This is a genomic window from Mesorhizobium sp. P2_F5 (genome assembly GCF_056403715.1).
In genome coordinates, this window is record NZ_JBFUEY010000019.1 from 18555 (window position 1) to 43111 (window position 24557).

Here is a 24557-nt window from a genome sequence, read left to right on the forward strand (position 1 = left end):
GAATAATTGACGCGTAAAGCCAGCCCGACCATCGCGCTGTTTCCCGAAGCCAGTTTCGGCGCCGCATTGAATTGCGTCGGTATCGCACAGGCATTGCGCGCACGGGGCGCCCGGCCCGTCTTCATCTGCCATGCCGGTTTCTCCGGCGTCTTTGCCGACTACGGTTTCCAGGAATACCAACTGCCGACCGACGAGCCGCTGAGCGACAGCGAGCGCCAGAGCTACTGGCAGGCATTTGTGCGCCGGCATCTGCCGCATTTCCGGCTGAGCCCGATCGACCAGCTCGAAACCTATGTCGCGCCGACCTGGCAGGCGATCGTCGACACCGCCGTCAACGCCGAGGCGCCGCTGCGGCAATTGCTGGCGCGGCTGAAGCCGGATGCGGTGGTGCTCGATAATGTCATCATGTTTCCTGCGATCGCCTCTGCCGGCTGTCCGTGGGTGCGTGTCGTCTCCTGCGCGGAAACGGAACTCCCGGATGCCGAGGTGCCACCTTACCTCTCAGGGATGGCTGCCGATGACCCGCAACGTGGGGCGTTCGAAGCGCGCTATCTCTCGGCATCGGCGCCGGCGCATGACCGCTTCAACCGTTTTCGCGCGGATGCCGGCCTGGCGCCTTTGCCCAAGGGCCTGTTCCTGGAGACATCGCCCGACCTCAATCTGCTGCTGACGCCAACGATCGTGCGGCGTGAGCGCGCCGGGCCGCTCGACCCCACACGCTTCGTGTATCTCGAAGGCTGCGTGCGTTCGGAAGGACCGTTCGAAGTGCCGGTGTTTCCGCGCAATGGCGGGCCGCTGGTTTATGTCAGCTTCGGCAGCCTCGGCGCCATGGATGTCGGGCTGATCGAGCGCATGCTCGCCGTCTTCGACAAATTGCCGGCTCGCTTCATCGTCAATGCCGGCGGGCTGCGCGACGCCTATCGCGCGGTGCCGGACAATGTCTATCTCGACGCCTGGTTTCCGCAGCCTTCAGTGGTGGCGAAGTCGGACCTGTTTATTCATCACGGAGGAAACAACAGCTTTTGCGAGGCGCTGCGGTTCGGCGTGCCGTCGCTGATCATGCCCTATTGTTGGGACGGTCACGACAATGCGCAACGCGCGGGAGAGACGGGCGTCGGCGACCATATCGGCCGCGACGCCTGGACCGAAGGGGGATTGGAGAGAGCCATTCTCGGCCTGCTGGCCGACGACGCCATGCGCGCCCGCCTCAGGGACAATGCTGCCAAGATGGCGCTGACCCCTGGAACGGATGTGGCCGCGCAAGCCATACTCTCTCTGATACGGACGTGAACAAAAATGCAGGACAAAAATACAAATACCGCTCTCTTCACCGGCAATGATCCCAAGAGCTGGCTCGCCCAGCACGGGATAAACGAAGTCGAGTGCCTGGTTCCCGATATGAATGGCGTGCTGCGCGGCAAGGCGCTGCCGACAGCAAAATTCCTCAAGGCGCTCGAAGATCGCGCTCTCTATCTACCAAGCAGCGCTTTCCTGGTCAGCATTGACGGCCGCTATTCCGGCTCGATCGACGAGGGCTTTGCCTATCAGGACCCGGATATGCGCATGGTGCCTGACGTCTCGACGCTCTGCCTGGCGCCGGGCGGCGGTGCCGGCAAAGCCTATGTCTTCGCCGATGCCTTCCACATGGACGGCAGGCCATGGATGGCCTCGCCACGTCATGTCTTGCGCGCCGTACTCGATCTCTACCGCCAGCGCGGCTGGCGCGCTGTGGTGGCGCCCGAGGTTGAATTCTATCTGACCGCGCCCAACCCAAACCCGGATCAACCGTTGACTGCACCGGTCGGCGCCAATGGCCGCGCCGAGGGTTCACAGCATCCCTATGACATGGTGGCGCTGGAAGAATTCGAACCGGTGATCCGCCGCGTCTATGACTATGCCGCGGCGGCCGGCCTGCCGCTCGACACGCTGATCCATGAATCCGGCACGGCGCAGCTGGAGATCAATCTGCTGCATGGCGACGCGGTGCCGCTGGCCGACCAGGTGCTGCTGTTCAAGCGGCTGACGCGCCAGGCGGCGCAACAGAGCGGCATGCACGCCACCTTCATGGCCAAGCCGATCGCGGCGCAGGCGGGCAGCTCGATGCACCTGCACATGTCCGTCATCGATGAGAAGACGGGCGCTGCACTGTTTGCCGACCGCGACGATGCCGACACCGAGATGTTCGGCCATTTCATCGGCGGCCTGCAGAAGTATGTGCCCGAGATCATGCCGCTGTTTGCGCCCAACGTGAACTCGTTCCGCCGCATCAGGCCAAACCACAGCGCGCCGGCCAACATCGAATGGTCGCATGACAACCGCTCCTGCGGTCTGCGCGTGCCGGCTGGCGGCCGTGCCGCAAGGCGGGTGGAAAACCGGTTGCCGGGTGCGGATTGCAATCCCTATCTGGCAATCGCCGGTTCGCTGCTTGCCGGCTATCTCGGCGTCAAGCAGAAGCTGGCGCGCTCGGCCGAGGCCTCGGGCAATGCCTACAAGATCAAGAGCACGTTGCCGAAAACCATGGAAGAGGCGCTCGACCGCTTCACCGCTTGCGAGCCCGTGCGGGCGTTGCTCGGCGAGGATTTCTTCCAGACCTATCTGCGCGTGAAAAGCGTCGAACTCGACTTGTTCCAGAGCGTGGTGACGAGCTGGGAACGCGACCACCTGCTCTTGAAGGTGTGATCATGGGCTCCAGTTCAACGGGTTTCAATTCCGGTCTCGATATCGGCAAATCCTATTATGTCGCCACTGCCAATCCGGCGCCGGATCATCCGACGCTGGTGGGCGATGTCGACGCCGACCTGGTGGTGGTCGGCGGCGGCTGCACCGGCCTGTCGGCCGCCCTTCACGCCGCCGAGCGCGGCCTGAAGGTGGTGCTGCTCGAAGGCGGTAAGATCGGCTGGGGCGCATCGGGCCGCAATGGCGGCCAGATGATCCCCGGCCTGCGCAAGGGCGCCAAGGGGCTGGTCAAGCTCTACGGCCCCGAGCGGGCGAAGGTGCTGTTCGACCTTGCCTTCGAGGCGCGCGGCCTGGTGCTCGACATCATCGAGCGCCATGCCATCGATTGCGATCTCAGGCTGACCGGCCATCTTGTCGGTGCGGTCAACGGCTCCGATCTCAAGGATCTCGAAGAGGAGGCCAAATGCCTCGAAAGCGTGATGAAGTTCCGCGACGTCGAGATCCTGTCGGCGGCGCAGGCACGCGGCAAGGTCGACACACCTTACCATGGCGCGATGTATGAGCCGCTTGGCGGCCACATGCATCCGCTGAACTACACGCTCGGCCTGGCCCGCGCGGCCGTGGCTGCCGGCGTCGTCATCCATGAGAATTCGGTGGCAACGAAGCTCGAGCGCGAGCCTTCGATCCGGGTCTCGACCTCAAAGGGTTCGGTCAGGGCCAAGCATGTGGTGCTGGCGGGCGATGCGCTGCTTCACGGGCTGGAGCCGCGCGTCAACAGCCGCATCATGCCGGTTGGCAACTATATCGTCGCCACCGAGCCGCTGGAGGGCAAGCGCAATGTCATCCCGGCCAATGTCGCGGTGTCCGACACACGCTTCGTCGTCAACTATTACCGCATGTCGGCGGACGGACGCCTGCTGTTCGGTGGCGGCGAGCGCTACACGCCGTCGCCGCCGGCCGACATTGCCGGCTTCGTGCGGCCGCACATGGAAGCCACGTTCCCGCAACTGAAGGGTTGCCGCATCGACCATGCCTGGGGTGGGCTGGTGTCGGTGACGACCTCCAGGCTGCCGCATGTCGGGCACTATGGCGAGGTCTATTTCGCGCATGGCTATTCCGGTAAAGGTGTCATCCTGTCGACCCTGTCGGGCAAGCTGCTCGCCGAAGCGATCACGGGTGACGCCTCACGGCTCGACCTGTTCTCGACGCTGACCCCGATGCCGTTCCCGGGCGGCACTGCATTGCGCGGCCCGCTCTATGTGCTGGGCATGTTGTGGTACGCCATGCGCGACCGCATCAAGCATTGAGGCTGCGGAGAGACGATGGAGAGGTTTTGCGCCGCGCTACGATGCGCGGGCAAGAAAGGTCTGGTAGTCGGATTTTGCCTGCAGCAAACGAAGGATGTTGTTGCGTGATCCGCGGATGTGCGCGCGGGTCAACTCGACGGCCCGCGCCGCGTCGCCAGCGCAGATGGCCTCGACGATCTCGAAGTGCTCGTCGCGGGCTATTCCCCATTCGTCCAGCCTGAGCAGTTCCATCCAGACATAGTGCTGGCATTTGTCGAGGATGCCGTTCAGCAAGCCACTTAGCATCACATTGCCGCTGATTTGAGCAATGGTGCGGTGGATGTCCATGCCGATCTGCAGTTCCTGGAACATGTCATCCGAACTGCGTGTCGGCAGCGCGGCCAGCCGCTCGCATTCCCGCACCATTTCGCGAAGGCGCTCCTTGTCCGCGGCCGTGACCTTGGCGGTCGCCAGCTCGGTCGCATAGCCGTCCAGCAATTCCCTGATCTCGAATGCCTCGCGGAACATATGGATGTCGAATTCCTTGACGAGGTAGCCCTGGCGCGGGCGGCCGACAACCAGGCCGTCCTGTTCAAGCCGGTTGAGCGCCTCGCGCACCGGCGTGCGGCTGACCTTTAACCTGATCGCCAGGTCGTTCTCGGTGACGCGCGCTCCGGGAGGTAGCTGTCCGGTGACGATCATCGCTTTCATCGATCCGTAAACGGATTCGCGAAGCGTGTTCTTTTTTCTCGTGGGCATTGCGATGTTCCGTCTCCCGTACCGGTCGTCGAGGCCTGATCCAAAAGGCCTTGCGCTGACGAAGTCACGCCCGGACGGCGTGGCTGCGAACCCTGCGAAGACCAAGGTGCATCTTCCGCCATGGCGCGGCAAGCCTGTTGGAAAAAGCGCGATCTTTCAAGTTGACATCCGTTTTCTGAGCAAGTTACATTCGAAATTGTATACAAAATAGAATGCCAGATCAACAAATGGCTTCAGGGGAACACGACGATGAGAAAATCAAGAGTTGTCAGCGCGTTAGCTGTGATTGGGATAACCATACCTGTTGCACAGGCGCTTGCCGCAGATACGATTGCGGTGGCTTCCTGGGGCGGTACTTATCAGGAAGCGCAGGCCAAGGCGTTCTTCAAGCCGACCGCCGATGCGCTCGGCATTACGATCAAGGAAGACACCACCAACGGTCTCGACGACGTCCGGCTTCAGGTAACCGGCAATGCCGTCAAATGGGACATCACCGAGCTTGGCGCGGATGAATGCGCGCGGGGCTCCAAAGAAGGCCTGTTCGAGAAGCTTGACTACAATGTCATCGACAAGAGCGGGATCAATCCGAAGCTTGTGCATGATGACTGGGTTGGCATCTCCTATACCTCGGTCGTGCTGATCTACAGGACCGATGTCTTCGGCGAAAAAGGACCGAAGACCTGGGCCGATTTCTGGAACGTCGAGAAGTTTCCCGGCCGGCGTGCACTGAGCGGAAGCCAGGCGACAGAAACGCTCAGCGTTGCAGCGCTTGCGAAAGGCATTCCCATCGACAAGGTCTATCCCGTAGACGTCGACGGCGCGCTGAAATCCGTCGACAAGATCCGCGGGCATATCGATGCCTGGTGGACCTCCGGCGCCCAGGCCATGCAGCTGGTCAAGGACGGCGAAGTCGACATGGCAAGCATCTGGAACGGACGCGCCGGCACCTTGAAGAAAGAAGGGGCTCCGGTCAGCTTCTCGTTCGATCAGGGTGTGCTGACAGCAGACTGCATGGTCATTCCCAAAGGTTCGAAAAACAAGGACATCGCTATGAAGGCGCTTGCCATGTTCGTGAGCCCGCAACTCCAGGCCAATCTGCCATTGTATGTCGACAATGGGCCAGTGAACGAGAAGGCTTTCGAAACCGGCAAGATTCCGCAGGAGAGGATCAAGGACATCAATTCCGCTCCCGAGAACGTCAAGAAACAAGTTCTGCAGGATGCGGAATTCTGGCGCGACAACCTCGTGGAGGCCACGGAGAAATTCGACAATTTGATCCAGCAGTGAGCAGGCCAATCGATGATTGGCTGATCCAGCGGGCCGACGCAGGTTCGATCGGCCCGCTATCCGCTTCGCGCCGCAAGTATCCGAAGGAGCACTGAAATTGTCCATTGCGCGTTCGGCGCCGCCGATCAACATCCGAGGGATCGCCAAGCGTTTTGGCAGCGTGCCAGTCCTCAGCGACCTCAACCTCGATGTGGCTCCCGGCGAATTCCTGACGCTTCTGGGTCCGTCGGGATCGGGCAAGACCACGCTGCTGATGATCTTGGCCGGGTTTGTCCGCGCCAATGCCGGAAGCATCGGCATTGGCGGCGAGGAAGTCATCGCCAAGCCGCCGCACAAGCGCAACATCGGCATGGTGTTCCAGAACTATGCGCTTTTCCCGCATATGAACGTCTTCCACAACATCGCCTTTCCGTTGAAGCAGCGCCGCACGCCCGCGGCGGAAACGGCCGAGCGCGTGGAGAAGGCGCTTGATCTGGTGCAGTTGCAGGGTCTGGCCGACCGTCGCGTCGACCAATTGTCGGGCGGACAGCGTCAGCGCGTCGCGCTGGCGCGGGCGATCGTGTTCGAGCCGCGCATCGTGCTGATGGACGAGCCGCTTTCGGCGCTCGACAAGGGGTTGCGCGAACATATGCAGATCGAGCTGCGCGGCCTGCACCGCCGGCTCGGCATGACCACTGTCTATGTGACCCACGACCAGCGCGAAGCGATCACCATGTCGGACCGCATCGCGGTCATGAACAAAGGCCGCATCGAGCAGCTCGACCGGCCCGAAACGCTCTACGCCAGGCCCCGCACCAGGTTCGTCGCCGGCTTCATCGGCGAATCGAACTTCATTCCCGTCGAATGCCGCAACGACAGTGTCTGGTATGCGGCAAAGCGTGTTTACACCGCTTCGCCCTTGCCCTCGCCGGGGCGGCACTGGCTGGTTGTGAGGCCGGAAAGGGTGCGGCTCGCCGCCAATGCCGAACCAGACGCCAATGCCAACCTGCTCGACGCCACGGTGCGCGATGTCGTCTATCAAGGCGACAGCTTCATCTGTTACGCCACGCTGGCGGATGGCCAGCAGATCGCGCTGCGCGATTACTGCCGTGGCGACGTGCTGACCCGTCTGCCGGGCGCCGGCCAACCGGTGCGGCTTCGCATCGAGCCGGAGGATGCGATCCTGTTGGCGGACGAGATATGAGCGCAGCCCCCGCAGACCTTCCAGACCGCGGCGGCCTGAACGCGGACGTGCTGAGCGCCGACGCCCGGCGTGAGTCTTTGGCTCTGCTTGGCCTGTGCTCTCCCGGTATCGTCCTGGTGGGCATCATCATCGTCCTGCCGATCGGATGGCTGTTCTGGCTCTCGCTGTTCGACGAGACCGGAATGCTGAGCGGCGCGAACTACGCCCGCTTCGTCGAGCAGGCTTCCTATGTCAGGACCTTCATCACGACATTCGAGGTGGCGTTCATCGTCACCGGTCTGTGCGTTCTCCTCGGTTATCCGCTGGCCTATATGCCGTCGCAGCTGCCACGGCGCGCCGCCTCCATCTGCCTGATCTTCGTCATCCTGCCGTTCTGGACATCGGTGCTGGTGCGCACCTACGCTTGGCTGGTGATCCTGCAGCGCAAGGGCCTGTTGAACACCTGGCTCATGGACCTTGGCGTGATCAGCCAGCCGCTGCCGCTCGCGCATAACTTCACCGGCGTCGTCATCGGCATGACGCATATATTGCTGCCGTTCCCGGTGCTGCCGCTCTACGCTTCGATGAAGGCGATCGATGCCGACTATCTGCGCGCGGCGATGAACCTCGGCGCACCGCCAACGGCGACTTTCTGGCAGATATTCTTTCCGCTTTCGCTTCCGGGGCTCGCCGCCGGCGTGGTCATCGTCTTCATCCTGTGCCTCGGGTTCTTCGTTACCCCCGCCTTGATGGGCGGCGGCAAGGTCATCATGTGGGCGATGCGCATGGAGCAGACCACCAGCCTCTATTCCAACTGGGGCGCCGGCAGTGCGCTGGGTGTCGTTTTGCTCGCCGTCACGCTCGGCTTGCTCGGCGTGTTCCGGTGGCTGTTGGGCGCGCGGGCGACCAGCGCGTGGGGTGCGCGATGAACGACGATCTCGGCCTGCCGATTTCGCACGGGCGACGGCTTTGGCTCTATACAGTTGGCGCCCTTGTGCTGTTGTTCCTGATCGTGCCGTCGCTGATCATCGTGCCGATGTCATTCTCCGGCTCGACGCTGTTGCAATTCCCGCCGGAAAGCTGGTCGCTGCGATGGTACGAAGCCTATTTCCAGTCGGTCGAATGGCGCGACGCGACGATTGTCTCGCTGAAGGCGGCGGTGTTGACGACCATGATCGCGACACCGATCGGTGTCGCCGCCGCCTATGCGCTCAATTCGGGGGCGCTGCGCCTCGCCGGTTTCATCAATGCGGTGCTGACCGCCTCGCTGATCATTCCGGTTATCCTGATCGGCATCGGCACGTTCTTTCTTTATGCGCGCATCGGCCTCAACAACACGCTGACCGGCCTGGTGCTGGCGCACACGGTGCAAGCGCTGCCGCTGGTCGTGCTGACGGTCCTTTCGGGCTTTCGGTCCTACGACATGAACCAGGAGCGCGTCGCACGCAGCCTGGGTGCCGGGCGCCTGGCGGCCTTCTGGCAAGTGACCGTGCCGCAGATCCGGTTTTCCATCGTGTCCGGCGCATTGTTTGCCTTCATAACCTCATTCGACGAGGTGGTGGTGTCGCTATTCATATCAGGCGGCGAGACGACAACCCTGACGCGTCGCATGTTCAGCGCGCTGCGCGATCAGATCGATCCGACGATCGCCGCGATTTCGACATGCCTGATCGTGCTGTCGGTGGTCCTGCTTTCGGCAGCACAGCTTTTTGGCCGCAAGCGTTAGAGCATGACGCAAAAAAGTGGAATCCGGTTTTCGGAAAAGATCATGCTCAAACAGAAAGTAGAGGCCCATCCCAATTCCATCGGGGTGGCACAGGCTCGGAATTTTCCTCGGTAGATTGGACAGTGCATGCGTGATTTTCAGTTCCCCGGCCGCTCGCCGGTTCGTGCCACGGAAGCTATGGCGGCGACATCGCATCCGCTGGCGACACTGGCAGCCATCGACATGCTGCGCTCCGGCGGCAACGCCATGGACGCCGCCGTCTGCGCGGCGGCGGTGCAAGGGGTGGTCGAGCCGCAATCGACCGGCATCGGCGGCGACTGCTTTGTCCTCTACAGTCCCAAGGGTGAAGGCGAGGTTCTGGCCTTCAATGGCTCAGGGCGCTCGCCCGCTGCCGCGACAGCGGATTGGTATCTCGTCAGGGGATATGCGGAACTGCCTGGAACCGGACCGCATGCAGTCACCGTGCCAGGCGCTATCGATGCCTGGTGCCGATTGCTCGAGGATCACGGCAAGAAGGGTATCGACGCCGCGCTGGCACCGGCCATTCGCTATGCCGAACAGGGCTATGTCGTTCACGATCGCGTCGCCTTCGATTGGGCGGATGATGCCGCCCTGCTCGCTGCAGACGAACATGCCGCGCGCATGTTCCTGCCGGAGGGAAAGGCGCCGCTAGCTGGCGATATGCATCGGCAACCAGAACTCGCGAAAACCCTGCGCATCATCGGGAGCCAAGGCCGCGCCGGCTTCTACGAGGGGGAAGTCGCGGACGATCTGGTGGCGCGTCTTCGCGCGCTCGGCGGGCTGCATGCGCTGGACGATTTCGCCGAGACGAAAGGCGACTACGTCAAGGCGGTGAATACGTCCTATCGTGGCTACGACATCCATCAGATGCCGCCGAACAATCAGGGGATGACGGCGCTGATCATGCTCAATGTCCTGTCCGGCTTTGCGCTTAATTCGCTCCAGCCGAACAGCGCCGAGCGGCTTCATCTCGAGATTGAAGCCGGCCGACTTGCCTATCAGGACCGCGACACCTTCATCGGCGATCGGAATTTCGTCCATGTGCCGGTGGAGCAATTGCTGTCCGGCGCCTATGCCGACAGGCTGCGCGCCGCGATCGATCCGGCCCGCGCCATGACGCATCTGCCGCGACTTGAGCTTCCGCGCAGCGACACCGTCTATATCTCGGTGGTCGACCGCGACCGCAACGCGGTCAGCTTCATCAACTCGACCTTCGGCTCGTTCGGCAGCGGCGTCGTCGGTCCCAAGACCGGGGTCATACTGCAGAACCGCGGCAGCAGCTTCCGGCTGACGGAAGGCCATCCAAATCGCATCGCGCCGCGAAAGCGGCCGATGCACACCATCATGCCCGGCATGGCGACGCAGAACGGACGGGTGGTGATGCCGTTCGGGGTGATGGGCGGCGGCTACCAGCCTTTCGGCCATGTCCATCTGCTCACCAACATGATCGATTTCGGCATGGACCCACAGCAGGCGCTGGATGCGCCAAGGGTGTTTTACAAAGACAATGCGGTGCTGGCGGAGCGCGGCATTCCGGCCGATGCGATCGCCGGCTTGCGCCGGCGTGGCCATCAGGTTTCCATTGCAGAAGAGCCATATGGCGGCGGCCAACTGGTGCTGATCGACTGGGAAAAGGGCACGCTGACCGGCGCCTCCGATCCGCGCAAGGACGGCTGCGCGCTCGGCTACTGAACCGCCCTAGAACCAGATCAGCCAGACGAGTTGCAGGATGACCAGTGCGATGGCGTCCCAGAAGATGAGCTCACCGGTCGAGAACCAGCGCCTCGACCGGTTGAAGCTGTAGAACAGCCGCCAGACCACTGCGGCGGCGGCCAGAGGTACCAAGGCGAGCAGCGTGCTCACGGCAGCCGTGCTCCCGACACCGTGTTGAACGTGTGGAGCGCCGCTGGCGGAAAGCGCAGGTGCAACGGCTGGCCGGGATTGTAGGCGCGATCGTCATTCACTGTCCTGACGATCAGTGCGTTTGCCTGGCTCTTGGCGAAGATCAGCACGTCCGGCTCGACCGGTTCGACGACATCGACGGCAAACCGGATCGCATCGCCGGCGGACGCGTCGACCAGCTGGATCTGCTCGGGGCGGATGCCTAGCACGATGGGGCCATCCGGTTTTCCCGGCAGCGGGCAGGCGAAGCCGGTGGCGTGAAAGACGCCGTCGCGGACATCGCCGTCGAACGTGTTCATGGCCGGACGGCCGATGAATTCGGCGATGAAGCGGTTGGCCGGCCGCCTGTAGATCTCGCGCGGATCGTCATACTGGATCAGCACACCTTCGCGCAGCACCGCGACCCTGGTCGCCAGCGTCATCGCCTCTTCCTGGTCGTGAGTGACGAAGACGAAAGTCTTCTTCAGCTCGCGATGCAGGCGTTTCAACTCGGTGCGCATATGCAGGCGCAGCAAGGCATCTAGGTTGGACAGCGGCTCGTCCATCAGGCAGAGGCTCGGCTGCCAGACCAGTGCGCGGGCCACCGCGACGCGCTGCGCCTGGCCGCCCGACAGTTGCGAGGGCCGCCGGTCGAGGTAACGGCCGATTTCGAGCAGCTCCGCCATGGCGCGCACGCAGCGGTCGAGCTCGGCCGCCGGCATTTTTCGGATGCGCAAGGGATAGGCGATGTTCTCGTAGACACTCTTGTGGCTGTAGAGCGCGTAGTTCTGGAACACCATGCCCATGCCGCGCAGGCGCGGCGGCAGGTCGGTGACATCGCGACCTTCGACCATGATGCGGCCGGCGGTCGGACGTTCGAGGCCGGCGAGCAGCCGGCAGGCCGTCGTCTTGCCCGAGCCGGACGGGCCGAGCAGGACGAGGAACTCGCCGGGCTCGAAAGCAAGGTCCAGCGCCTGCAGCGCCACCGTCCCGTCCGGGAAGGCCTTGGTGACGCCGTCGAAAACAATTGCCATGCAAGATCCCTTCAACCCTTGACCGCGCCGAAGGTGAGGCCGCGGACGAGCTGTTTCTGGACAAGGAAAGTGAAAAGCACGATCGGCAGCGTCGCCACGATAGCGACCGCCGCGACCTGTCCCCACAGCGTGCCATGCGGCGTTACCAGCCCCGGTATGCCAACGGTCAGCGGCCGCCCGTCGAAGGCGACGAGGATGAAGGCATAGAGGAACTCGTTCCACGACAGGATGAAGCAGAGCACCGCTGTCGCGCCGATGCCGGGTGCGGCCAGCGGTGCGACGACAAACAAGAACGCGCCGAGCCGTGAGCGACCGTCCATCATCGCGGCTTCGTCGATCTCCCTGGGGATTTCGGCAAAGAAGCCGCGCATCATCCAGACGACGAGCGACAGGTTGAAGGAGGTGTGGGCGATCACCACGGCATAGATGGTGTCGATCAGGCCCAGCGAAGTGAAGAACAGGAACAGCGGCACGGCGATCGAGATCGGCGGCGCCATGCGCGTGGTCAGGAAGAAGAAGAACAGGTCTTCCTTCCCCGGAAAATCCGAGCGGGCAAAGCCGTAGGCTGCCGGCGCGCCGATGACGATGCACAGCACCGTCGACGACACCGAGATCAGCACCGAATTGATCGCCAGCGGCCAGTATTCCTTGTCGATGAAAACGGCCGGGTAATTGGCAAGCGTCGGCGCGAAGCTCCATTTCGGCACCGACGACAGAAGGTCGACACGGTTCTTGAACGACGCCAGCACCATCCAGACGTATGGCGTCAGCGCCACCACCACGGCGACCAGAAGTACCGCCCAGGCAAAGCTCTTCCAGGCGCGGTTCGAGGATTGGTCGATCATTGCGGCGCCCTCAAAACGCCGCCGCCGGCTTGCGGCTCGACCAGTAGACGGCCTTGTAGAAGACCGAGCAGAGGATCAGCACGACGAGATAGATCATGAAGGCGACCGCGGCGCCGTAGCCGAGGTCCCAATTGCGGAAATTGACGCGGTAGGCGTAGATTGACACCAGCTCGGTCAGCGTTCCCGGACCGCCGCCGGTCATCAAAAACACCTTGTCGAATTCCTTGAAGGCGTCGATGCCGCGTAGCAGCAGCACCAGCGCGATGACGGGCCGCAGCAGCGGCAGCATGACGTCGCGAAAAATCTGGAACGGTTTGGCGCCATCCATCATTGCCGCCTCGAACGGCGCGCGCGGCAGGCTCATCATCCCGGCCAGCATGATCAGGGTGACGAAAGGCGTCCACTGCCAGACGTCGATGGCAACGATGGTCGGAAACACAAGGTCGGGCGCCGAAAGCACCGCGGCGTTCTGCGCCAGCAGGCCGACCTTGCGCATGTAGAAGGTGAGCATGCCGAAATCGCCCTGCAAAAGCAGGCGCCAGATCAGCCCGACGGCGATCGGCGCAATCATCATCGGGATGAGCAGCAGCGTGGTCAAAAGCCGCTGGCTGGCGACGAAGCGGAAGATCAGGAAGGCCAGCGCAAAGCCGAGCAGGAATTCGAGCCCCACGGCGATGATGACGAATTTCAGCGTCAGCAGAAACGACGCCCAGAAGAACGGGTCGTTGCGCATCAGCTTGCGGAAATTGTCGAAGCCGACGAAGGCGCCGGCATGGCTGGCATCGGCGAAGCTGAGGTCGGTCAGCGCGGTGTAGACCATGTAGTAGAACGGGCCGACCAGGAAGACGACGACGAGCAGCGTCGCCGGCAGCATCAGCAGCGGTCCCACCCCACGGTCGAGAAGCGGCATTCCGCGCGGCGATGGAGTGCGGTTCGTCACGGGCGTTTCCTGCGGACAAGAACGGCTACCCGCTTGTGCGGGTAGCCTCTGCGCGACATCTGAGACCTATCGTGCCGGATAGGTCATGGGTGCGCAAGAACCGAGCAATGTCGAGATGTCGGTGGCGGCCGTGTCGAGGGCAGCCTGCGCTTCCTTCTCGCCGGCGAGGTAGGACGACAGCTCGCGCACCAATATGTCGGTCATCTCGGCCGATTGCGGCAATGTCGCCTTCGGCACCGCATGCTCGTTGGCCTCCATCGATGCCTTGGCGTAGGGCAGCTTCTGCACCTCCGCCGAAGCATAGACATCGGGCCGGCCGGAAGCGCCGCCATTGAGATGCTGCTCGAGCTGGCGGTCATAGCCCATCATCCACTGGACGAAAAGGAAGGCCGCTTGCTGGTTCTTCGAATAGACCGGGATGAGATAGGTCCAGCCCTCGACCTGGCCGATCTTGCCGCCGTCGCCTTGCGGCACGAGGTCGAAGCCGACCTTGCCGACGACGGTGGAGGCCGTGGTGTCGACCGACACGGCATAGGTGGCGTCGTTCCACATGATCAGCTCGGCGACCTTGGCCTGCTGCATCAGTGCCATGACGTCGTCCCAGAAATAGTTGAGGCTGTCCGGCGGCGAGAATTGCAGCAGGCTCTTGTAATATTCGAGCGAGGCGACCGCCTTGGGGCTGTTGACGATGACCGGGCCGCAGGCCGAGCCGCTCTTCACATCGAGCACGTCACCGCCGAAGGAATAGAGGAAGTTGAGCCATTCATACCACAGCGCCTCATGGCGCTTGCCCTGCAGGGCGGTGCCGTAAAAGCCCTGGTCGGGGCGATAGAACCATTCGGCGATATCGCGATACTGCTTCCAGTCCTTGGCGGGAGCCAGGTCGTAGCCATACTTGGCCTTGAAGCCTGCCTGCTCCTTGGGATCGGCGAGCAGGTCCGAGCGATACCACATGAACATGTTGAGCACGGTGAAGGGGAAGCCGTACTCCTTGCCGTCATACCAGGAGATTTCGTGCCAGGCCGTCTGGTAGAGCTGCTTCTCCGGCTCGAAGGTCGGATCGCGCAGGGCCGGATCGGCCATCATCTTGGCGATTTCGACCAGATGGTTGTTGGTGGCGAATTTGCCGAGTTCGCGATGCGGCTGGATGATGACGTCGTAGCGGCCGCGGTGCGAATTGAGATCGAGCTGCACCTTGTTGACGGCTTCCGAGTGCTCGTACATCTCGACTTCGACGTGGATGCCGGTCTGCTTTTCGAACTCCGGCGCCATCTTCTTCAGCGCTTCGAGCGGCGGCAACGCCTCGCCGACCATGCGGATGGTCTGACCGCTATAGGGCTTCGACGCCTCTTGCAGATCCCACGCCGCAGCCTGTGTGATTTGCCACATAAGGGCGGCGAGAACGAGGAGCCCGGATGCGGTACTCCCACGTATCAGCGGCTTGAGCATTCTTCCTTCTCCCTAGAAAGTCGTGCCTGGCGGGCCGGCGCCCGTTCTGTCACAAAATGTGTGGTACCGCAAATTAAAATGTGGCACCTTGCAACAAATGGTTGGGAGGTGTTAACAGACCGGCAGTAAACCGGCTTTCCCGACCAGGCGAGGGACCTTTCGGATGGACTTCATCTTCATGCTGACGCGAAACGATCGCACGGTCGAGGACTGTCTCGACCTGGTCGATTTGATCGAGCCGGTCGGCCTGAAGCATGTCGGCTTCAAGGATGTTGGCGTCGCGCCGGATGTGCTGCGAAAGCTCGCCGGCGCCATTGGGCGGACAGGCGCCACCACCTACATGGAAGTTGTCTCGACGACGGCTGAGGCCTGCCTCAATTCCGCGCGCATCGCCAGGGATCTCGGCATCCAACGCCTGCTCGGCGGCACCCAGGTCGATGAGATCATGGCGCTGCTGGAAGGGAGCGACACCGAATACTACCCTTTTCCGGGTCGGCCGGTCGGACATCCGACCAAGCTCGGCGGCTCCCCGGAAGATGTCGAGGCCGACTGCCGCACCTTTGCCGAGAAGGGCTGTGCGGGATGCGACGTCCTCGCCTATCGCGCCACCGAGGCCGACCCTGCCGAACTGGTTCGCGCCGCCCGACGCGGGCTTGGTTCGACACGGCATCTGATCGTCGCCGGCGCGGTGGCCTCGGCCGATCGGATCAAGGCAATCAAGCAGGCCGGCGCAGACGCTTTTACCATTGGCACAGCGGTTTTCGACGGTTCCTATTCGCCGACGAAAGGTTCTATCCTCTCGCAACTGCGGGATGTTCTCGCGGATTGCGAGCGTGTCTAATGCCAGTCATCGGCATCGATCTTGGCACACAAAGCCTGAAGGCGATCGTCGTCGATGACGAATTGCGGCTACGTGGCGAGGCCAGTGTGCTTTACCAGCCGGCCTTCCCGGCGCCGGGCTGGGCCGAACAGAACCCAGCGCTGTGGCTGGCGGCGCTCAAGCCGGCTATCGCCGGCGCGCTCGACAAGGCTGGGCTTGCACCGTCCGACATCAAAGGCATGGCGATTGCCGGCCAGCTCGACGGCTGCGTCGCGGTCGACGGCAGCGGTGAGGCGCTGGCGCCGTGCATCATCTGGATGGACCGGCGGGCGTCGGGAGAGATCGCCGGCATCGATCCGGACTTCATCCGCGAGCGCACCGGTCTCGTCCTCGACGCCACCCATATGGCGGCGAAAGTCCGCTGGGCAGCGCGCAACCTGCCCGAAGCGCGCCGCGTGGCGCTCTGGCACCAGCCGGTATCGTTCGTGGTCGCGGCACTGTGCGGTCGTGCCGTCATCGACCATGCGCTGGCCTCGACGACCATGCTCTATGGGCTGAAGGAGCGCGACTATGCCGGCGATCTGCTCGCCGCCTTCGACATCGATGCCGACAAATTGCCCGGCATCGACGATGCATCGGCGGTCGCTGGCGCCTTGACCGCGGCCGGCGCCGATCTGACAGGCCTGCCTGTGGCCACGCCGCTGGCAGTCGGCACCGGTGATGATTTCTCCGCCGCCATCGGCACCGGCGTTGTCGTGCCCGGTGTCGTTGCCTGCAATCTCGGCACGGCCGAAGTGGTCGGTGCAGTGTCCGACACGCTTCGCCTCGACCCCGGCGGCCTGGTCGAGACGCATGGTTTTCTCGGAGACCGTTATTTCGTCTCCAATCCCGGATGGCTTTCAGGCGGCGCGGTGACGTGGTTTCTATCCACCTTCGGTGTCGATTCGCCTGCGGCGATGTCGGAGCTGGCGGCGACCATCATTGTCGGCAGCAATGACCTGCTGTTCCTGCCGGCGCTGTCGGGCGCCATGGCACCGCGCTGGATCGCCGAGGCTCGCGGCGCTTTCTACGGGCTGACATCCTTCCACGGCAAAGCGGCTTGCGCCCGCGCAGTGCTGGAAGGCTGCGCCTTCGCCATGCGCGACGTGGTCGACCGGCTGGACGAGCTTGGCATCGCCACGGGGCGTATCAGGCTTTCCGGCGGTGGTGCCCGCAGTCGGGTGTGGGCGCAAATCCGCGCCGATGTCAGCGGCAGGCCGGTGGAAATCGCCGACGCCGCCGATGCCTCGCCGATCGGCGCGGCAATCCTTGCCGCCACCGCCATCGGCCTTACCTCCTCGGTGCAGCAGGCGGCCGAAAGGTTGGGCGGTGGCATCGAGACGATCGACCCAAATCCTTCGGCCAAGGCCGCCTACGACAGAGGTTACCGCCGGTATCGGACCCTGTTCGACGCCTTGACCCCGCTTCATGCTGATTGATTGGACGCATCCCGATGTCCAAGGAAATGCTCGATCGCCTCATTGCCGGTACCCTGCCCGACCCGGATAGTGAGGGAATGCTGTCGGTGTCGCTGAAGACCATCGTCATCGGGCGCGGGCTCGGCGACGAAGCCGATGCGCTGGTCAAGCCGCTGCCGCTCGGCCGCAAGCTCGCCGTGGTGATGGATCCCGACACCCGCCTGGCACTGGGCGAGAGGGTGTCGATTGCGCTGCGCGGCTCGAGCGATGTCGACAAGATCATCCTGCCGCGCCATCCGCATCCGGACATGGACGCCGTGCGGTCGGTGATCGCCCGCACGCAGAATGCCAGCGGCCTGGTTGCGGTCGGATCGGGCTCGATCAACGACATCGCCAAATATGCCGCGCATCTGACCCAAAAACCTTATGCGGTGTTCGGCACCGCGCCGTCTATGAACGGCTACACCTCTGTGTCGGCGGCAATCACCGAGGAAGGTCTGAAGAAATCGCTGACGGCGAGCCTGCCGGTGGGCGTATTCCTCGATCTCGATGTGATGGCGCGGGCGCCGCACCGGCTGATCGCCGCCGGCTTCGGCGATTCGATGGCGCGGCCGACCGCCCAGACCGATTGGCTGATGGCGCATCTTTTGATCGGCACGCCCTACAGACAGGCGCCGTTCATGCTTCTGACCGAGGACGAGAAGGCACTCATCGCCAAGGCCGGCGACCTCAGGACAGGCGACCTTGAGGCAATGGAAGTGCTGGTGCGCACGCTGGTCATGTCCGGCCTCGGCATGACTTTGTGCGGCGGCTCTTATCCGGCCAGCCAGGGCGAACATCTGATCGCCCACTATATCGATATGCGCGGCCAGGGACTGCCCGAGGCGCATCACGGTGAACACATAGCCGTGACGACGTTGACGATGGCGCGGCTGCAGGAACGTGTACTGGCATTGCCGGAACTGCAGCTTGCGCCGTCCGCCGATACACCGGACCGTTTCATCGAGATCTTTGGCGAAACCCTCGGACGCTCCTGCTGGGCAGCGTTCAAGCCCAAGCTGCTCGACCATGAGCGGGCGACTGCCATCAACACCATGCTGACCGAGCAATGGCGTTCGTATCGCGAAAGGCTTTCCCGCGTGGCCCGCCCGGCGCGTGAGATCGCGGCAGCACTGCGTGCCGCCGGCGCGCCGACGACGCCGCAGGAGGTCGCCATACCCGCTGCCTTCTACGAAGAGGCGGTCGCCAATGCCCGGCTGATACGCGACAGGTTCACGATGCTCGATGTCGCCGCCGCCTCGCTCGGACCGGTCGCGGCGGGAGCCTGAGGGGGTGCTGCGTCCGCTCGCCGACTTCACCGCCCTGGGCCGGCGCAACATCGCCGTCGTGCTGACCGATATAGACGACACCTTGACCGACAAGGGACGGCTGCCGGCAAAGGCCTATGCGGCGCTGGAGCGGCTGAAGCAGGCCGGATTCATCGTCGCGCCTGTCACCGGCCGGCCTGCCGGCTGGTGCGACCTGATCGCGCGGCAATGGCCGGTGGATGGCGTGATCGGCGAGAACGGCGCCTTTTATTTTCGCTACGACGACGCCAAAAAGCGGATCGTTCGCCACCACGCCAAAAGCGCTGCCGAACGGCAGGCCGATGCCGCACGCCTCAAGGAGATCGAGCAGACCGTGCTTGCGGAAATTCCGGGCGCGGCGGTCGCCGCCGACCAGGCATATCGTGAGGCCGATCTGGCGATTGATTTCTGCGAGGACGTGGCGCCGCTGCCCAAAACCGAGGTGCTGAAGATCGTCGGCATCTTCCAGCGCTGTGGCGCGACGGCGAAAATTTCGTCGATCCATGTCAATGGCTGGTTCGGCAAATACGACAAACTGTCGACAAGCCGGCTATTCTTGCGCGACTGTTTTGGTATAGACATAGACCACGACAAGGACAGCATTGTCTTCGTCGGCGATAGTCCAAACGATGCACCAATGTTCGGCTTCTTCCCCAACAGCGTCGGCGTCGCTAATGTGCTGGACTTCGCCGGCGAACTTCCTGCGTCTCCCGCGTTCGTCACAAGCGGGCGAGGTGCGGAAGGATTTGCCGAGCTTGCCGACGCGCTGATTGCTGCAAAGGGAATGGAATAGTCATGGATCAAGGCCGACTGACGAAGAAGGAGCGGCACGCGCTTATCCTTTCGGAAGTGCGTCGGTCGGCGTCCATACGCATCTCCAAGCTCGCCCGGCGAATCGGCGTCGCCGGCGAGACCATCCGCCGCGATCTCATCGAACTCGGTGATGCCGGGCTGATCAACCGCACTTATGGCGGCGCGACGATCTCGCTGGTGACGTCCGAACCGGTGATTTCCGAGCGCGGCCTGACACTGGTCGAGGAGCGCGCCCGCATCGGCCGCGGCGCGGCGGGCCTGGTCCAGAAGGGCCAGATCGTGATGATCGATGGCGGTTCGACTACCTATGAAGTGGCGCGCAACCTTTCGCAGTTGAAGCGCGACCTGACTATCATCACCAATTCTACCGGCGTGGCCTCGGTGGCCGGCGCCAATCCGACCTTCCGCGTGCTGCTTTGCCCCGGGACCTATGACAGCCGGGAAGGCAGCGTGCTGGGCGAAGACACGGTCGAGTTCGTGCGCCGCTACAATGCCGACGTCGCCATCATCGGGGCGTCGGGACTAAGTGCCGACGGCCCGAGCGACATGATCTCGGGCGCCGCGGCAGTCAAGCGCGCGATGATATCGCGTTCACTGTCCGCGGTGCTGGTGGTGACCCACGACAAGTTCGGCCGCTCCAGCCTGGAACGCATCTGCGGACTTGACGACATTGCCGATATCGTCACCGACAGCGAACCGAAGGCCGACCTGCGCACTGCCGCCGAACAAGCGGGTACGGAGCTGCATGTGTTTGCCGGCGACTGATCAGCAACTGCCGCGGCCTATCCGGCGGCATCCCGGTTGGTCAGCGCGATGTGGCAGCAGCCGGAGCCGTGACCCGGCGTCCAGGTGACATTGTCGAAGCGCACGCCCGTCGCCTCGAACAGGCCGCGGTCGAAAGCGCCGGCGATGCGGCAGAGCGTGGCAAGCTTTTCGTCACCGACGCCGGCCTCGACCCAGGCGTCTTTCAGCGGACAGCGCTTCACCTTGAAGGCGATGTGGTCCGGCCCACGCTCGACATCGGTCGGATACATCAAGCCGCCATCCGGGCTGACCGCCAGGAACGCCTCGCCGATGGCTGGCGCGTCGTTGGGTCCGAAGCGGCCAAAGGCCGCTGTCGCCACTTCCTTGCCGCGCTGTTCAATGGTGCGGATCATGATCGCCTCGGCTTTTTCCGCGCCGAGTTCGTCGGTCAGTTCGTCGAGAAGCAGACGATAGAGATCGGCGCGGTTGCGGAAGGCGGAATCGAGTTCTCGCGAAAGCTTTTCAGCCCTGGCTTCTGGGTCGGTCATGGTACCTGCCTGCTGCTTCTGTTCAATCTTGGTGCCGCCGCCACTAGCGCCTTGCCGATTGCCGATTGCGGCGCGTCGATGACGGCGCGAGCGTCGCCCCTCTCGGCGATCCGCCCGGCGTCGAGAAGCACGACGCGGTGGGCGATGGCTCTGACAACGCCGAGATCATGCGAAATGAAGAGATAGGCGATCCGTTCCCTGGCTTGCAGGTCGAGCAGCAGCTCGAGAATCTGTCCGCGCACCGAAACATCGAGCGCCGACACCGCCTCATCGAGCACGATCAGCGACGGGTTTGTGGCGATGGCGCGGGCAATCGCCACACGCTGACGCTGGCCGCCTGAGATTTCGTGGATGGCGCGCGGGGCGAGATCGACTGCCAGCCCAACGCGCTCAAGCAAGGCGGCAATGCGGGCGGGGCGCTGGGCGCGAGAGGCGATGGAATGGATGCGCAAGGGATCGTCGAGCACGCGCGCCACGGTGGCGCGCGGGTTGAAGGCGGAAAGCGGATCCTGGAACACCATCTGCAAGCGAGCGCGGCGCGCACGCAGTGCGGCACCCTTCAGAGCGAGGAAATCGCCGCCTTCGAACTCGATGCTTCCGGCATCTGGTTCGATCAGTCGCAGCACCAGCCGCGCGATTGTCGACTTGCCACTACCGGAAGGCCCGGCCAGCGCTATCGTTTCGCCGGGTTCGATGGCGAAGGAGACGCGGTCGACGGCGGCGATGGTCTTGCCGCCGCGGCGGTATCGCTTGGTGAGGTCGGAGACGGCGAGCAGGCTCATGCCGGCGCCTGTCGCAGCAGCGGCGAGGCGTCGAGGCCGAGATGGGCGTCGAGCAGGACGCGTGTATAGGCGTGGCGCGGGGCGTTTATCATTTGCTCCGTCGGGCCGAGTTCGACAAGGTCACCGTGCCGGAAGACGGCTATGCGCTCGGCGAGTTCGGCGGCCAGCGCGATGTCGTGGCTGATGAACAGCAGCGTCATGCCGTCCTCTGCCACCAATTGCCGGATCAGGGCGACGATCTCGGCCTGGACGATGGTATCCAGCGCGCTGGTCGCCTCGTCGGCGATAAGCAGTTTCGGTCCGGCCGCAATCGCGGCGGCAATCGCGACACGCTGCTTCTGGCCGCCGGAGAGCTGATGCGGGAAGGCGCGCATGGCCGAGTCCGGGTCGGGCAGGCGGACGCGTTCGAGCAGGGTTTTTGCCTTGGCATAGGCCTGCGGCCAGTCGAGGCCGAGATGGGTGCGGGCGACTTCGGCGATTTGTTTGCCGACCGGCATGACGGGGTCGAGACTGGCGGAGGGGTCCTGGAAGACGAAGCCGATGTCGCGGCCGGGAAGGGGACTTGCGCCGGATAGGGCGCGTTCTGTCGCGCCCCCCTCTGTCCTGCCGGACATCTCCCCCACAAGGGGGGAGATTGCATTGTCGCTTCCGTTTTCGCCAATCTCCAACGTTGCAGACCGAGAGCCGGCGGCGGAGCTGCCAATCTCCCCCCTTGTGGGGGAGATGTCCGGCAGGACAGAGGGGGGCGCGAAGGAATGAGACGATTCCGATATGTACCAGTCGATGCGGCCTTCGACCTTGGCGCTTGCCGGCAGCAACCCCGCAATCGCCAGCGCCAGCGTGCTCTTGCCCGAACCGCTCTCGCCGATGATCGCCAGCCGCTCACCGGCAACAACATCGAGACTTATCCCCTTTAGCGCCGTCACCTCGGCCCCATCGCGGCGATAGTGCACCGAGAGATCGCGGATCGAAGCGAGCGCGGTCACGACAGGCTCCTCCGCACGGCCGTCGTCTCGACCACGCCTTCGCCGGCGAGATAGACGCCGAGCACGGTCAGCACCAAGGCGATGCCCGGGATGATCGACAGGAAGGGCGCGGTGCGCAGAACAGTGCGACCCTCGGCGATCATGCCGCCCCAGGTGACGCGGTTGGGGTCGCCGAGGCCGAGGAAGGAAAGTGCTGCTTCGGTGAGGATCGCGGCGGCGACGATCACCGAGGATAGCGCCAGCACCGGCGGCAGAGCGTTGGGCAACACTTCGCGGAAAGCGATCGCAAGCGGATGCATGCCGATGACGCGGGCGCCGGCGACGTAGTCGCGCTCGCGGATCGACAGCACTTCGGCACGCGCCACACGCGCCGGTCCGGTCCAGGCGCCAAGCGCGATGGCCGTGACGACGACGCCGTGCGACGGGCCGACGACGCTGACGAAGGCCAGCGCCAGCAGGAAACTCGGCACGGTCTGGAAGGCGTCGGTGATGCGCATCAGCACCTCGTCGATGAGGCCGCCGGCAAAGCCGGCCAGCGTACCAATGACCGCGCCGATGAGGAGCGAAGCGGCTGCCGCTGCCAGCCCGACCGCCAGCGAGGTGCGGGCGCCGTGGAAAAGTTCGGCCAGCACATCGCGGCCGAGCCGGTCGGTGCCGAGCGGCAGCGACCAGTCCTGGAAGGGCGGCAGCAGCGCGGGGCCGGCAATGGCCTGCGGGTCGCCGGGGAAAAGCAGCGACGCAAACAGCGCCATCGCGAGCAGCAGCGCCAGGATGATTGCGCCGGCGACCGCTTCCGGCCGGCGCAGGAACCGGCTGAGCGCGCTCACGCGCCGGCCTCGCTGGCGCCGACGCGCGGGTCGAGGAAGGCGTAGGCGATGTCGACGGCAAGGTTGATGGTAATGACCAGAACGGCGCTGGTGAGGATGATGCCGAGAAGCAGCGGTGTGTCGCGCGAGGCCACCGCTTCCTGCGCCAGCCGGCCGAGGCCGGGCACGGCAAAGACGCTTTCGATGACGACGCTGCCGCCCAGCATCTGCGCCGATTGCAGGCCGAGCATGGTGATGAGCGGCAAGAGCGCGTTGCGGGCGACATGGGCAAGCACGATGCGGCGGCGCGACAGCCCCCTGGCGCGGGCGGCGAGGACAAAATCCTGCCGCCAGGCTTCAGCCATGCCGGCGCGCATCATGCGCAGATAGAGTGCGAGGTAGATGAAGCCGAGGGCGGAAACCGGCAGCACGAGATGGACGGCGATGTCGGCGGCGCGGGCCAGACCGGTCTTGTCCGAGGCCAGCGTCTCGATGCCGCCGATCGGCAGCCAGCGCAGGCCAACGGCAAAGACGACGATCAGCACCAGGCCGAGCCAGAAGCCCGGTACGGCATAAAGCGCCAGCGAGCCGATCGACAGGAAGCGGTCGCGAAAGCTGCCGGGTCTGGCGCCGGCATAGATGCCGAGTGCCGAGCCCAAGCTGAAGGAGAGCGCGGTGGCGCTGACCATCAGGAGCAACGTTGTCGGCAGGCGTTCCAGGATGACGTCGCGGATTGGCCTGGAGAAGGTGACGGACTGGCCGAGATCGAGATGCAGCAGCGCCCAGAGATAGTTGGCGAGCCGTGTCAGTTCCGACTGGTCGAGCCCCCAGCGGTGACGCAGCAATTCGATCATGCCGGCATCGCCGCCGGTTGAGACGATGTAGGCATCGACGGCGTCGCCAGGCGCGGCTTCGAGCAAAAGGAAAGTGCCGATGACGACGATCAATAGCACGAAGATGCTGCCGACGAGGCGACGGCGGATGAGGGTGAGGGCACGGGTCATAGGGAAAGGACGACGCCCGCAAGCATCTGAAGTTGCGCTCTACGGCGCCCCCCTCTGTCCTGCCGGACATCTCCCCCACAAGGGGGGAGATCAACAGCTTCGGCACCCGCGTCAGTCCTGCACCGGTGACGATTGTCCGCGGCGGCGGTGACAGCCGATCTCCCCCCTCGTGGGGGAGATGTCCG

The 24557-nt window shown here is 63.9% G+C and carries 24 protein-coding genes; 13 read left to right on the forward strand and 11 right to left on the reverse strand.

The annotated features are described in order from the left end of the window. Nucleotides 1–6: 6 nt before the first annotated feature. From AC1DYO_RS22900 to AC1DYO_RS22910, 3 genes are read left to right on the forward strand one after another with little or no spacing between them, the layout of a single operon-like run. Nucleotides 7–1290, forward strand: a complete 1284-nt coding sequence (locus AC1DYO_RS22900) for a glycosyltransferase (protein WP_477266752.1) — start codon at nt 7–9, stop codon at nt 1288–1290. 6 nt (nt 1291–1296) lie between these two features. Next, nucleotides 1297–2679 carry a glutamine synthetase family protein gene (locus AC1DYO_RS22905; RefSeq protein ID WP_477266753.1) on the forward strand — a complete coding sequence of 461 codons (1383 nt, stop codon included), beginning with the start codon at nt 1297–1299 and terminating at the stop codon, nt 2677–2679. A gap of 2 nt (nt 2680–2681) precedes the next feature. Further along, entirely contained in the window at nt 2682–3983 is a 1302-nt protein-coding gene (locus tag AC1DYO_RS22910) for an NAD(P)/FAD-dependent oxidoreductase (RefSeq protein ID WP_477266754.1), read from the forward strand. Between the two features lie 36 nt (nt 3984–4019). Here the strand turns inward: AC1DYO_RS22910 and AC1DYO_RS22915 are convergent, their stop codons facing one another. Then, nucleotides 4020–4721: a GntR family transcriptional regulator gene (locus AC1DYO_RS22915; RefSeq protein ID WP_181059760.1), complete on the reverse strand. Its 702-nt coding sequence runs from the start codon at nt 4719–4721 to the stop codon at nt 4020–4022. Between the two features lie 249 nt (nt 4722–4970). On the opposite strand from AC1DYO_RS22915, the gene AC1DYO_RS22920 reads away from it, so the two are divergent. The 5 genes from AC1DYO_RS22920 to ggt all read left to right on the forward strand — a co-directional run bounded on the left by AC1DYO_RS22920 (nt 4971) and on the right by ggt (nt 10609). Next, entirely contained in the window at nt 4971–6008 is a 1038-nt protein-coding gene (locus AC1DYO_RS22920; RefSeq protein WP_477266755.1) for an ABC transporter substrate-binding protein, read from the forward strand. Nucleotides 6009–6105: 97 nt separating this feature from the next. Next, nucleotides 6106–7191, forward strand: a complete 1086-nt coding sequence (locus tag AC1DYO_RS22925; protein WP_477266756.1) for an ABC transporter ATP-binding protein — start codon at nt 6106–6108, stop codon at nt 7189–7191. After that, the gene (locus AC1DYO_RS22930; RefSeq protein ID WP_477266757.1) at nt 7188–8099 is read left to right on the forward strand and encodes an ABC transporter permease; all 912 of its coding nucleotides are present in this window, start codon (nt 7188–7190) and stop codon (nt 8097–8099) included. The genes AC1DYO_RS22925 and AC1DYO_RS22930 overlap by 4 nt, the downstream gene beginning before the upstream one ends. Next, nucleotides 8096–8896 (forward strand): ABC transporter permease, encoded by an 801-nt coding sequence (locus tag AC1DYO_RS22935; protein ID WP_477266758.1) that lies wholly within the window; start codon nt 8096–8098, stop codon nt 8894–8896. Before AC1DYO_RS22930 ends, AC1DYO_RS22935 begins: the two co-directional genes overlap by 4 nt. 126 nt (nt 8897–9022) lie before the next feature. Then, nucleotides 9023–10609 (forward strand): gamma-glutamyltransferase, encoded by a 1587-nt coding sequence (gene ggt / locus AC1DYO_RS22940; RefSeq protein ID WP_477266759.1) that lies wholly within the window; start codon nt 9023–9025, stop codon nt 10607–10609. A 6-nt stretch (nt 10610–10615) separates the two neighbouring features. On the opposite strand, the gene AC1DYO_RS22945 is transcribed toward ggt, so the two are convergent. From AC1DYO_RS22945 to AC1DYO_RS22965, 5 genes are all read right to left on the reverse strand, one after another. Further along, the gene (locus AC1DYO_RS22945) at nt 10616–10780 is read right to left on the reverse strand and encodes a hypothetical protein (RefSeq protein WP_477266760.1); all 165 of its coding nucleotides are present in this window, start codon (nt 10778–10780) and stop codon (nt 10616–10618) included. Further along, nucleotides 10777–11832 carry an ABC transporter ATP-binding protein gene (locus AC1DYO_RS22950; protein WP_477266761.1) on the reverse strand — a complete coding sequence of 352 codons (1056 nt, stop codon included), beginning with the start codon at nt 11830–11832 and terminating at the stop codon, nt 10777–10779. Before AC1DYO_RS22950 ends, AC1DYO_RS22945 begins: the two co-directional genes overlap by 4 nt. A gap of 11 nt (nt 11833–11843) precedes the next feature. Beyond that, nucleotides 11844–12677, reverse strand: a complete 834-nt coding sequence (locus AC1DYO_RS22955; protein WP_181059742.1) for a carbohydrate ABC transporter permease — start codon at nt 12675–12677, stop codon at nt 11844–11846. A 10-nt stretch (nt 12678–12687) separates the two neighbouring features. Further along, complete coding sequence (locus AC1DYO_RS22960) at nt 12688–13617, reverse strand: carbohydrate ABC transporter permease (RefSeq protein WP_477266762.1); 930 nt, start codon at nt 13615–13617, stop codon at nt 12688–12690. 66 nt (nt 13618–13683) lie between these two features. After that, nucleotides 13684–15066, reverse strand: a complete 1383-nt coding sequence (locus AC1DYO_RS22965) for an ABC transporter substrate-binding protein (protein WP_477266763.1) — start codon at nt 15064–15066, stop codon at nt 13684–13686. A gap of 163 nt (nt 15067–15229) precedes the next feature. Here AC1DYO_RS22965 and AC1DYO_RS22970 point away from each other — a divergent pair, with 163 nt between their 5' ends. Genes AC1DYO_RS22970 through AC1DYO_RS22990 form a run of 5 tightly spaced genes read left to right on the forward strand, consistent with a single transcriptional unit; the run spans nt 15230 to nt 20267 of the window. Next, nucleotides 15230–15907, forward strand: coding sequence for a beta/alpha barrel domain-containing protein (locus AC1DYO_RS22970; protein ID WP_477266764.1), 678 nt, complete (start codon nt 15230–15232; stop codon nt 15905–15907). Beyond that, nucleotides 15907–17364 carry a xylulokinase gene (locus AC1DYO_RS22975; RefSeq protein WP_477266765.1) on the forward strand — a complete coding sequence of 486 codons (1458 nt, stop codon included), beginning with the start codon at nt 15907–15909 and terminating at the stop codon, nt 17362–17364. The genes AC1DYO_RS22970 and AC1DYO_RS22975 overlap by 1 nt, the downstream gene beginning before the upstream one ends. A gap of 14 nt (nt 17365–17378) precedes the next feature. Then, complete coding sequence (locus AC1DYO_RS22980) at nt 17379–18671, forward strand: iron-containing alcohol dehydrogenase (protein ID WP_477266766.1); 1293 nt, start codon at nt 17379–17381, stop codon at nt 18669–18671. A gap of 7 nt (nt 18672–18678) precedes the next feature. Beyond that, a complete protein-coding gene (locus AC1DYO_RS22985) occupies nt 18679–19482 on the forward strand; it encodes an HAD-IIB family hydrolase (RefSeq protein WP_477266926.1) in 804 nt (267 codons plus the stop codon). A 2-nt stretch (nt 19483–19484) separates the two neighbouring features. Continuing rightward, nucleotides 19485–20267, forward strand: a complete 783-nt coding sequence (locus tag AC1DYO_RS22990; protein ID WP_181059722.1) for a DeoR/GlpR family DNA-binding transcription regulator — start codon at nt 19485–19487, stop codon at nt 20265–20267. A gap of 17 nt (nt 20268–20284) precedes the next feature. On the opposite strand, the gene AC1DYO_RS22995 is transcribed toward AC1DYO_RS22990, so the two are convergent. The 5 genes from AC1DYO_RS22995 to AC1DYO_RS23015 are packed head-to-tail and all read right to left on the reverse strand — an operon-like array spanning nt 20285 to nt 24372. Beyond that, a complete protein-coding gene (locus AC1DYO_RS22995; RefSeq protein WP_477266767.1) occupies nt 20285–20794 on the reverse strand; it encodes an L-2-amino-thiazoline-4-carboxylic acid hydrolase in 510 nt (169 codons plus the stop codon). Continuing rightward, a complete protein-coding gene (locus AC1DYO_RS23000) occupies nt 20791–21576 on the reverse strand; it encodes an ABC transporter ATP-binding protein (RefSeq protein WP_477266768.1) in 786 nt (261 codons plus the stop codon). The genes AC1DYO_RS22995 and AC1DYO_RS23000 overlap by 4 nt, the downstream gene beginning before the upstream one ends. Beyond that, nucleotides 21573–22562: an ABC transporter ATP-binding protein gene (locus AC1DYO_RS23005; protein WP_477266769.1), complete on the reverse strand. Its 990-nt coding sequence runs from the start codon at nt 22560–22562 to the stop codon at nt 21573–21575. Before AC1DYO_RS23005 ends, AC1DYO_RS23000 begins: the two co-directional genes overlap by 4 nt. Next, entirely contained in the window at nt 22559–23389 is an 831-nt protein-coding gene (locus AC1DYO_RS23010) for an ABC transporter permease (RefSeq protein ID WP_477266770.1), read from the reverse strand. Before AC1DYO_RS23010 ends, AC1DYO_RS23005 begins: the two co-directional genes overlap by 4 nt. Then, nucleotides 23386–24372 (reverse strand): ABC transporter permease, encoded by a 987-nt coding sequence (locus AC1DYO_RS23015; RefSeq protein ID WP_477266771.1) that lies wholly within the window; start codon nt 24370–24372, stop codon nt 23386–23388. The genes AC1DYO_RS23010 and AC1DYO_RS23015 overlap by 4 nt, the downstream gene beginning before the upstream one ends. Nucleotides 24373–24557 lie beyond the last annotated feature (185 nt).